Source organism: Photorhabdus hainanensis (assembly GCF_018448965.1).
GTDB classification, from domain to species: domain Bacteria; phylum Pseudomonadota; class Gammaproteobacteria; order Enterobacterales; family Enterobacteriaceae; genus Photorhabdus; species Photorhabdus akhurstii.
In genome coordinates this window covers 1-10531 of record NZ_RCWD01000068.1, presented here as the reverse complement: position 1 = coordinate 10531, position 10531 = coordinate 1, and the positions used below count along the sequence as shown (strand labels likewise).

The 10531-nt window shown below is 43.5% G+C and carries 9 protein-coding genes and 1 other annotated feature; of the genes, 4 read left to right on the top strand and 5 right to left on the bottom strand.

The annotated features are described in order from the left end of the window. Positions 1-372 precede the first annotated feature (372 nt). Positions 373-1149, top strand: a complete 777-nt coding sequence (gene yaaA / locus EAE92_RS23370; RefSeq protein WP_214069776.1) for a peroxide stress protein YaaA — start codon at positions 373-375, stop codon at positions 1147-1149. 56 nt (positions 1150-1205) lie between these two features. Here the strand turns inward: yaaA and thrC are convergent, their stop codons facing one another. The 3 genes from thrC to thrA are packed head-to-tail and all read right to left on the bottom strand — an operon-like array spanning position 1206 to position 5893. Then, positions 1206-2498 carry a threonine synthase gene (thrC, locus tag EAE92_RS23365; RefSeq protein ID WP_214069775.1) on the bottom strand — a complete coding sequence of 431 codons (1293 nt, stop codon included), beginning with the start codon at positions 2496-2498 and terminating at the stop codon, positions 1206-1208. Between the two features lie 3 nt (positions 2499-2501). After that, positions 2502-3431: a homoserine kinase gene (gene thrB, locus EAE92_RS23360; protein WP_214069774.1), complete on the bottom strand. Its 930-nt coding sequence runs from the start codon at positions 3429-3431 to the stop codon at positions 2502-2504. A gap of 2 nt (positions 3432-3433) precedes the next feature. Next, positions 3434-5893, bottom strand: coding sequence for a bifunctional aspartate kinase/homoserine dehydrogenase I (thrA, locus tag EAE92_RS23355; protein WP_214069773.1), 2460 nt, complete (start codon positions 5891-5893; stop codon positions 3434-3436). 25 nt (positions 5894-5918) lie between these two features. After that, positions 5919-6038: a sequence feature (Thr leader region), on the bottom strand. 664 nt (positions 6039-6702) lie between these two features. Here thrA and arcA point away from each other — a divergent pair. Next, on the top strand, positions 6703-7419 hold the full coding sequence (arcA, locus tag EAE92_RS23350; RefSeq protein WP_036777051.1) for a two-component system response regulator ArcA: 717 nt from the start codon (positions 6703-6705) through the stop codon (positions 7417-7419). Between the two features lie 73 nt (positions 7420-7492). Here arcA and creA read toward each other — a convergent pair whose 3' ends face one another. Continuing rightward, complete coding sequence (gene creA, locus EAE92_RS23345) at positions 7493-7978, bottom strand: protein CreA (RefSeq protein WP_214069772.1); 486 nt, start codon at positions 7976-7978, stop codon at positions 7493-7495. Between the two features lie 506 nt (positions 7979-8484). Between creA and robA the strand changes: the two genes are divergently transcribed. Further along, complete coding sequence (robA, locus tag EAE92_RS23340) at positions 8485-9360, top strand: MDR efflux pump AcrAB transcriptional activator RobA (protein ID WP_036777055.1); 876 nt, start codon at positions 8485-8487, stop codon at positions 9358-9360. Here robA and gpmB read toward each other — a convergent pair. Further along, on the bottom strand, positions 9357-10004 hold the full coding sequence (gene gpmB / locus EAE92_RS23335; protein ID WP_214069771.1) for a 2,3-diphosphoglycerate-dependent phosphoglycerate mutase GpmB: 648 nt from the start codon (positions 10002-10004) through the stop codon (positions 9357-9359). The two genes, robA and gpmB, sit on opposite strands and share 4 nt — an antisense overlap. Positions 10005-10058: 54 nt before the next feature. Between gpmB and yjjX the strand changes: the two genes are divergently transcribed. Further along, positions 10059-10529, top strand: coding sequence for an inosine/xanthosine triphosphatase (yjjX, locus tag EAE92_RS23330; RefSeq protein WP_422616072.1), 471 nt, complete (start codon positions 10059-10061; stop codon positions 10527-10529). Positions 10530-10531 lie beyond the last annotated feature (2 nt).

Below are 10531 nucleotides of genomic sequence, written 5' to 3'. Positions count from 1 at the left end.
TGAAATAAACTCATGAATAGAAATGCCTTTTTGGAATTGAATCTGATTTTTAGCCATTTTCATTTACCTCCACACAGACTTATTTTAAGTATACGCCTATGGGAGCTGAATTTAAGTGATAATCAGGAAAATTAATATTTAAAAAATCAATAAAACTTTATTTATATATAAAATTAAATTAAAATATACCATGATAAATTATTTAAATATTATTCTCATTAAAGGTAATATCGGTCAATAAAATGGAGTGTAAAATTATCAGTTTGTTACCCCATAGATATTAAATACACAGTTTCCGCTATCATTGTTACTCATTCTTTATTATCCTATATTTTGTTAAATTAACTTAATCTGAATAACCGGGACAATATTATGCTTATTACTATTTCACCTGCAAAAACCCTTGATTATGAAAGCCCGCTTACCACGGAAAAATATAGTCAGCCAGCATTACTCGACCAGTCAGAACAGCTAATTAGCATTTGCCGTAAACTGACGCCAGCCCAAATTGCGAGTTTGATGGGTATCAGCGATAAACTTGCCGGCCTGAATGCCGCTCGTTTTGGCGAATGGCATGCTGATTTCACGCCAGAAAATTCCCGTCAGGCTATTCTGGCATTTAAAGGTGATGTTTATACCGGTATGCAGGCTGAATCTTTCTCCGATCAGGATTTTGATTTTGCTCAGAATCATCTGCGTATCCTGTCTGGTCTTTATGGTGTACTCCGTCCGTTGGATCTAATGCAACCTTACCGGCTGGAAATGGGGATCAAGCTGGAAAATAAACGTGGTAAAGATCTCTACGCTTTCTGGGGAAATTTGATCACGGAAAAGCTCAATGAGGTTCTGGAACAACAAGGTGATAATGTGTTAGTTAATTTGGCTTCCGATGAATATTTCAAATCCGTGAATACGAAAAAGCTAGCCGGTAAAATTATTAAACCCGTCTTTCTTGATGAGAAAAACGGTAAATATAAGATCATTAGCTTCTACGCGAAAAAAGCCCGTGGGCTAATGAGCCGGTTTATTATTCAGAATCAGTTAACCCAAACTGACCGTCTGGTGGAGTTTAATCTGGATGGTTACGCCTTTGATGAGTCACTGTCCAAAGGAAATGAACTGGTATTTAAACGCCCTGAACAACATTAAGGCTTTTATTATCAGCCATAAACGCCGCATGATTTGTGCGGCGCCTACTCTCATCGCTATTTAGGCACTCTTTCCATCAGGAAAGTACGTAATTCAGCAAAATCTGCCGGTAAATGATGGGATAATAAGCTTAAATCAGCCCGTTCCGCCAAAGCTTCCGGCAATGGTAATTCTTCACCCAAAATCTGTTCCACGCTCTCTTTAAATTTCGCTGGATGCGCCGTACCGAGAAATAATCCGTATTCATCTTCTTGCAATTGATCACGCAGAACACGATAAGCAACCGCAGCATGAGGTTCAGAAATATAACCCAATTTAGCCAGCGCCTTAATCGTCTCTTTTGTCACGTCATCACAGACTACGCCATATCCCAATTCACTTAACGACCAAGATTGACGACGAAATAGCTCTTCAATACGTGGCCAATTGTTTGGCTGGCTCACATCCATTGCGTTGGAAAGCGTGGCAACGGTCTGGTGAGGCAGCCATTTTCCATCCTCTAGATAACGTGGAACCGTATCGTTAACATTAGTGGCAGCGATAAAGCGTTTTACCGGCAATCCCATCGATTTTGCCAATAAACCCGCGGTCAAATCACCAAAATTCCCACTCGGTACAGAGATAACCAGTTGTTCACGTTTATCTTCTGGTAGCTGAGCAATCGCTTCAAAGTAGTAGCAAATTTGTGCTAACAAGCGGCTGATGTTAATTGAGTTGGCTGAATTGAGATACAGAGCTTGTTTCAACTCCTGATCATCAAACGCCTGTTTAACCAACGCTTGGCAATCATCGAAATCGCCATCAATTACCACCGTGTGAATATTACCGCCCAAGGTACAGAACAGTTTTTCCTGTAACGGGCTGATTTTGCCCTGTGGATAGAGGATTACCACCTGTACATTATTTAGCCCATAAAAGGCGTGCGCTACTGCTGCTCCTGTATCGCCGGAAGTCGCCGTCAGGATAGTTACTGGCTGCTCACCAGCAACTTGTGCCAGTATTTGCGCCATGAAACGACCACCAAAATCCTTAAATGCCAGAGTCGGGCCGTGGAATAATTCCAGTGTTGCAACATCATTTTCCACTTTGGCAACAGGCGCCGGAAAAGTAAAAGCATGCTTAACCCGTGTCGCCAATTGTTCTGGCGGAATTTCATCGCCAATAAACGCTGAGAGAATGCGGCCACTACGAGTAACAAAATCCAGTTTCAACAGTTGGTCAATTTCTTCCCGACTAAACTCAGGTAAGTCTTGCGGGAAGAAAAGCCCTTGCTGTTTGCCTAACCCCTGTTTAACTGCCTGTGCAAAATTTACCTGCTCGCTGTTGTCTTTTAAGTTATACAGTTTCATCAATTACCCTATCTGTCGTGCGCCTGCGAGATCCAGACGGCAAATGTGTACAAAACCTTCATCATTCTGAACATAATGCTGTTGCAGCCATTCAGCCATTTCCTCTGCGGTTGCCATATCATTGCAAATGGAGAACAAGGTCGGGCCAGAACCAGAAATACCACACGCCAATGCTCCTATCCGTTTCGCGGTTTCACGCGCCTTGGCAAAACCCGGTAACAGTTGGGTACGATACGGTTCAGCAACCACATCTTTCATCAATCTGGCTGCTAGATCGGGTTGCCGTGTATGACAAGCATGAATAAAGCCAGCAAGAAAACGGCCATGATCGATAACATCCTGCTTCGAATAGTTCGCAGGTAAAATCGCTCTGGCTTCTGCGGTAGAAACTTTAATGCCCGGATAGGCCATCACCCATAACCACTCATCAAACGAAGGTACCGGCTGACAGATGATATCCCCCTGCTCCATAATCAGTTGTAAACCGCCGAGATAACATGGAGCAACATTATCGTAGTGAATACTGCCGGAAATGCGTCCTTCCAGTTCCCCCATCATTGCCAGTAATTGGCTTTCACTAAACGGAAGACCTGCAAATTCATTCAGCGCCATCAAGCCGGCAACAACAGAACAAGCGCTAGAGCCAAGACCAGAGCCAATTGGCATATTTTTTTCCAGCGTCATCGCCACAAGTAGTCGTTTACCCAAATGATGACAGAATAATTGCCAGCATTGATAAACGATGTTGTGCTCCAGTTGTTCAGGTAACTTCCCCACAAACAGCCCTTCATTACGCAAACTAAAGCTCTCCGCTGCCCGGACAGTAACGCAATCACCTAATAAATTACCATCAACCGGAGAGACCGCCGCTCCCAGCACATCAAACCCAACACTGACATTGCCAATAGATGCAGGCGCATAAACTTTAATCACAATTAAACTCCCTGTTTCCAGGACAAAGTACGCAGCATATCTGCGAACACACCTGCGGCAGTAACATCATTACCCGCCCCGTATCCCCGCAGTACCAGCGGTATTGGCTGATAGTAACGCGTGTAGAATGCCAACGCATTTTCGCCATTTTTGACTTTATAAAGCGGATCATTGCCATCTACTGCGGCGATTTTCACCTTACAACGGCCATCTTCAATTATGCCAACATAACGCAGCACTTTTCCCTGCCCTTTGGCTTCTGCCACACGCTGGCTGAAAACCTGATCAAGAGAGGGTAAACGCTCAAGGAAAGTATCCACGCTGCCACCGTTATCAAAGGAAGCTGGCAGTACAGGCTCCACATCAATATCATCCAGTTCAAGTTCATAACCTGATTCACGAGCGAGGATCAACAACTTACGAGCAACATCCATACCGGACAGATCATCACGCGGATCAGGTTCGGTATAACCCTTCTCTTTTGCCAGCAACGTCGCCTGAGATAGTGACATTCCTTCATCCAGCATACCGAAAATAAAAGAGAGAGAACCGGAAAGAATGCCATTGAACTGAACCAGTTCATCACCCGCATTAAGCAGGTTTTGTAAATTCTCAATAACCGGCAGACCAGCCCCGACGTTAGTGTCATACAGAAATTTGCGTTTAGATTTCTCTGCTGCCTTACGAATCTGGTGATAATAAGCCATCGACGATGTATTGGCTTTTTTATTCGGCGTGACCACATTGAAGCCATCACTCAGGAAACTGGCGTATTGATCGGCAATTTGTTGATTAGCGGTACAATCCACTATCACCGGGTTCAGCAAATGGTACTCTTTCTCCAAACGGATCAGACGACTCAAACTAAAAGGTTCTGTGGCCTCTGATAAACATTGCTGCCAATTATCAAGGCAAATGCCTCTCATGTCCGTCAGCATCGCCCGTGAATTAGCAATACCACATACCCTTAAATCGATGTGCTTTTGTTTCAACCAGGTTTGTTGACGACGGATCTGCTCAATTAAAACACTGCCTACACCACCAACGCCGACAACAAAAACTTCAATCACCTGATCGGTATTAAATAACATCTGATGGCACAAACGAACGGCTGTCGTTGCCATTTCATTCTCGATAACCGCGGAGATAGAACGTTCAGAAGACCCCTGTGCAATGGCAACGATATTGATATTACCGCGTGCCAATGCCGAGAAGAAACGGGCAGAGATGCCACGCAAGGTACGCATACCATCGCCAACAACCGAGATAATGGAAAGATTTTCCATCACATCCAAAGGATCAAGAACACCCTCTTTCAGTTCAAGATAGAATTCTTCACTCAGCGCCTGGCGAGCACGTTCTAATTCACGTTGAGGCACACAGAAGCTGATACTATATTCTGAAGATGATTGAGTAATCAGCACAACAGAGATCCCTTTGCGAGACATGACAGCAAATACCCTTGCCGCCATACCCACCATCCCCTTCATGCCAGGGCCTGATACGTTAATCATCGCCATATTGCTCAGGTTAGTAATCCCTTTTACCGGCGTACTTTCATCTTTCTGCCCGTCACCGATAAGTGTTCCCGGCGCATCTGGATTAGCAGTATTCTTAATCAAACACGGGATCTGAAATTGAGCAATCGGGGCAATAGTCCGTGGATGTAACACCTTGGCGCCGAAATAAGAGAGTTCCATCGCTTCCTGATAGGACATGCCTTTTAGTAACCGCGCATCCGGCACGACTCTGGGATCACAAGTATAAACACCATCCACATCAGTCCAGATTTCACAACATTTAGCCCGCAAACAAGCCGCCAAAACAGCAGCGGAATAGTCAGAACCATTACGCCCCAAGACAACGAGCTCCCCTTTATCATTCCCAGCCGTAAATCCAGCCATCAGGACAATATGGTCATCAGGAATATTCAGAGAAGCAATACGCTTAGTGGATTCGTTGATGTCTACCGTAGATTCAAGGTAATGACCTTGTGCCAGCAGATTTTTCACTGGATCAATCACCGTGACTTTATGACCACGTGCCTGCAATACAGACTCCATGATGGCGATAGAGAGTTTTTCACCACGACAAATCAGGGAAGCGTTAATACTGTCCGGGCATTGACCCAGTAACGAAATACCATGCAGAACCTGTTTTAATTGCGCAAGTTCTTGCTCAACCATCATTTTTAACCGTTCATAAGCAAAACCGGGTTGCGCCTGCGCCAATCCCTGTAATAAATCAGCAAAGATCTGCTCAGCATCATGCATATGGGTAATGATCTCTTGCCCGGAGACCGTTTTTTCAATCATCGCCACTAAATGATTGGTAATTTTTGCCGGTGCGGAAAGCACCAATGCAACTCCTCCCTGAGAAAGTTTTTTTTCTGCAATATCGGCAACGCTCAGCACACGTTGGTAATTAGCGACCGAAGTTCCTCCAAATTTAAGCACTCGCATTAACATTTTTCTCCTGATTCCGCGCCAAAAAAAAGCCCGCATCTGATTTGGATGCGGGCTTTTTTCTCTGTTTTATGTATGCGTCAGCCCGCCCCGCAACCTGTGGTTCCGGTGGTGATAATAATTGTGGTTTTCAGGCTGATAGTTTGCATAGGTTCCTGTCTGTCATTTAATGGGTTCGACCCTATATTGGTTAAATGAATCTGTGCACAAAGTCAAACATTTTCTCTAAACAATCTTATTTTTTCGATATTTTTAGTACTGGAATAATTTATCTCATGGTCATCAAGACAAACAAATATTTCTTGTTGAAGCCAATTTTTTAGTTGTTAAATCCATTTTTAACAAAATTAACAATATATTTTATCTTTTCGTAAAAATCAGCTATTTTTGTTCACTGCCAAACTCAACAGAGATTATTTTCCGTACAAAACCACTCTGTACGTTAACAGAAATTTGTCATTTGCATGACAGAATACAAGGTATAAAATAACCAATATAAATAATATTAACGTGCTACAATCAATTTTGATGTACGTCAATAAAAGGTAGTTTTTTTAGATGGTAAATGCATTGCAAGCTGTTATATTGCTGTTAATGGACTAACATAACACTGTTTAACCAGTTTTTTGGGTATATGCCCACCAAAGGAAAAGCAACTTTTACTTTCAGTGTAAAACATATCAATAAATGTTATTACTGATTTAAACTATAATTTCAGTGATGACAAATAATAACCAGTAAATATCCTGAGATAAGAGTAGTTTGAATCATTCTGATTTATTTTTAAGCGATTCTAGGTAGCAACCATGCAAACCCCGCACATTTTGATTGTTGAAGACGAAATTGTCACTCGCAATACCCTAAAAAGCATTTTCGAAGCTGAAGGGTATATAGTTTATGAAGCCACCGATGGTTCAGAGATGCACCACATTCTGTCAAACAATGACATTAACTTGGTGATTATGGACATCAACCTTCCAGGCAAAAATGGCTTGTTGCTTGCCCGCGAACTGCGTGAGCAAGCAAATGTCGCCTTGATGTTCCTGACCGGCCGTGACAACGAAGTAGACAAAATCCTTGGCTTGGAAATTGGTGCTGATGATTACATCACCAAACCATTTAATCCGCGTGAATTAACTATTCGCGCCCGCAACCTGCTTTCTCGTACCATGAATCTGAGTAATGTCAGCGAGGAACGTCGCCAAGTTGAGAGTTATAAATTCAACGGTTGGGAATTAGATATCAATAGCCGTTCTCTGATCAGCCCGGCGGGCGAGCAATATAAATTGCCGCGCAGCGAGTTCCGCGCCATGCTTCATTTCTGTGAAAATCCAGGCAAAATCCAAACGCGCGCAGATTTATTGAGAAAAATGACAGGTCGTGAATTGAAACCTCATGACCGTACTGTTGATGTAACGATTCGTCGTATTCGTAAACATTTCGAATCGACGCCAGATACGATGGAAATCATCGCCACCATTCACGGTGAAGGCTATCGTTTCTGTGGTGATTTGGAAGCATAACTTGAACTATCAGCGTCAGTAAGCCTCTAAAAATGACAGGATGGGATATCCCTGTGGGAACCCATCCTGCCCCTCAATTTTCTACCGTCTTCCACGGCATAATCGGTACAGCGCTGATCGCATTCTTCGGTGAACCGTCGATCATCTTATCGGAATATGTCAGATAGACTAATGCATTACGGCTTGCATCATAGAAACGGACGACTTGAAGTTTTTTAAACACCAGTGAAGTTCGTTTCTGGAAAACCACCTGACCTTTTTTGCTACTCTTTTTAATCTTGTCTGCTAGTTCAATCTCCCCAACCTGCTGACAAGAAATCGCCGCATCAGAAGTATCTTCCGCAAGCCCTAAACCCCCTTTTATTCCACCTGTTTTTGCCCTGCTCAAGTAGCAAGTCACATTTTTAACATCAGGATCATCAAATGCTTCCACGACAATTTTGTGATCAGGCCCGATAAATTTAAAAACAGTGTCTACCGAACCAATCTCTTCTGCCTGAGTCGCCACAGGTATGAACAACAATGTTGTCGTTACTAGTATCTTTATGATTTTTAACATATATAGTCTCGTACCTTAATTAATTCAGCGTAGAATTTCACCGCCGAGATACCAAATAGGCGGTAATACCCTCTAATAACAATAATTACCTATTAGAATAATTTCACAAAGTAATGAGTGAAATAATAATACGAATAAGTATCCTATTGTAAATATAAGACTTGTTTTACACTTAGTGCTTATATCCAGTAGAGTTATTGTTGAATGCCGCGCTTGTCAATAAATTATGAACACCAACAGTACGCAGACATCGAACAGATATGCAATACATAGGAATGATTCGTTTTACTCACCCTGTAAGCCTGTTCAAGCGGCAAACAAAATAGCCTAGTAGTAATACCCTATGGATTTCAAGATGCATCGCGGCGGCAAGGGAACGAATCCCCGGGAGCATAGATAACTATGTGACCGGGGTGAGTGAGTGCAGCCAACAAAGAAGCAACTTGAAAGATAACGGGTATAGGTTCTTATATTGTTCTTTCTGGTCTTAACGACTAAGGAGATGTATGGATCAAACCGGCATCATTCGTGATTTATTACGTTGGCTAGACAATCATCTAGATCAACCATTATCACTCAATAATGTTGCAGCTAAAGCAGGTTATTCTAAATGGCACCTGCAACGTATGTTTAAAGACATTACCGGCCAGGCTATTGGCTCCTATATCCGTGCCAGAAGGTTATCACGGGCAGCCGTTGCTTTACGTTTAACCAGCCGCCCTATTCTGGATATTGCTTTACAGTACCAGTTTGACTCCCAACAAACTTTCACTCGCGCATTTAAAAAACAATTTAATAAAACACCTGCACTTTATCGTCTCAGTGAGGAGTGGTGCGCCACGGGTATTTGTCCGCCCATATTGCTGGATAAGAGATATATTCCCGAAGCAACCTATCTCACCCTAGAGGAACAGCCGCTGGTTGGTATAGAACAGACCTGTTCTTATACGCTGGAACAATGGTCCAGTTTTTGTACTGAAATGCGACACAATTTCTGGACATATTATCTACAAAATGCAGAAGTGTTGCCTCCTGTACTTTATGGCCTCCATCATGCGACTCCCAATCCAGAAAAAGAAGATGAACAAACCGTGTTGTATACAACGGCGGTAGAACCCCAATATGCCCAGTTTGATGTGGCAGGCAGCCAACCTGTTACATTACCGGCTGGAGAATACGTCTCATTTAGTTACTACGGCACCAAAGATGGATTACAGGATTTCCTGTTTACCGTCTACGGTATTTGCCTGCCAATGCTAAACCTGACACGTAGGAAAGGATACGATATCGAGCGATATTATCTTACCAATACCAATGATAGGGATAAGGAAGCGGCGAACCATATCATCGAATTTCAGTATCTCATTCCTATCCAGCATTAACGTTGTAATTCATCCAGTGCGGGCGTATCCAGATGTGTGATATCGCCTGCCGTTTCCACAATCCAGCCTGACGCCAGCCACGGACTTTGTTGATAATCCACTCTGGACAGAGAGCAATTTCGCAAGCGAAGACGACGTTCAGCATGGGCGGGCAATCCCAGTATCGTGCTAACCAAACATCCCAAAGCAATGCCATGACTGACTAACAATGGCCGGCTACCAACCGGCAGCTTACGGCAGCTTTCCAGCGCAGCTCTCATACGTACAGCGAGTTCATCCATCGATTCGCCTTCGGGGATGCGTCCCCCTGGCGTGCCATCAAGGACTTGCTTACGCCAGTTCTCCTCTTCCGAGGTCAAGGAATCAATATTTCTGCGCTCCAGCACCCCCATGTGCAACTCGCGCAAACGTGGCTCCAGAATAATTTCACAACCACAAACCTCAGCAATGATCTCTGCCGTTCGGCGTGTCCGCCCAAGGTCGCTGGTAATAACATGGGTAATACTTTCAGATTTTACTCTTTGCGCCACTAATCTGGCTTGATGTTCGCCTGTTTCGGTCAAAGGGCTGTCAGATTGTCCCTGAATACGACGTGCCGCATTCCATTCGGACTCCCCATGCCGAACAAGATATACCTGTAACATTTTCATTTTCCGTTATACTGCGTAAATACTCGTTCAAAGGATAACTCATCTATTATGTATCACGTTATTGCCGCAACCACCAACCCTGCAAAAATTAAAGCCATTAGTCTCGCCTTTGATGATGTTTTTGGGCCAGGTACTTATCGGATAGAAGATATCAATGTAGACAGTAGCGTCCCACAACAACCTATTGGCAACACAGAAACCCGTACTGGCGCCCGTCAGCGTGTCATGGCAGCCAGACAAGTTCGTCCTGAAGCAGATTTTTGGGTCGGTGTGGAAGCGGGTATTGAAGACGATATGACCTTTGCCTGGATGGTGGTGGAATATCAGCAAATTCGCGGAGAATCTCGTTCAGCCAGTTTAATGCTGCCAGAAAAAATTCTTGATGGCATTCGAGAGGGAGTGTTAGAAATTCTGTGTCATTCCAGTAATATATCTCAAAAAGGAATGACAAATGACTCAATCTTTCGATTTCGACAAAGCCCTGAAAGCGCTTCAGGAGGGTCAGGCACTGACCGGTAAGA

Coding starts and splice junctions, on each gene's coding strand:
- creA (WP_214069772.1), bottom strand. CDS start 7,978: ATGTTAAAAATCATAAAGATACTAGTAACGACAACATTGTTGTTCATA.
- yaaA (WP_214069776.1), top strand. CDS start 373: ATGCTTATTACTATTTCACCTGCAAAAACCCTTGATTATGAAAGCCCG.
- thrA (WP_214069773.1), bottom strand. CDS start 5,893: ATGCGAGTGCTTAAATTTGGAGGAACTTCGGTCGCTAATTACCAACGT.
- gpmB (WP_214069771.1), bottom strand. CDS start 10,004: ATGTTACAGGTATATCTTGTTCGGCATGGGGAGTCCGAATGGAATGCG.
- yjjX (WP_422616072.1), top strand. CDS start 10,059: ATGTATCACGTTATTGCCGCAACCACCAACCCTGCAAAAATTAAAGCC.
- robA (WP_036777055.1), top strand. CDS start 8,485: ATGGATCAAACCGGCATCATTCGTGATTTATTACGTTGGCTAGACAAT.
- thrC (WP_214069775.1), bottom strand. CDS start 2,498: ATGAAACTGTATAACTTAAAAGACAACAGCGAGCAGGTAAATTTTGCA.
- arcA (WP_036777051.1), top strand. CDS start 6,703: ATGCAAACCCCGCACATTTTGATTGTTGAAGACGAAATTGTCACTCGC.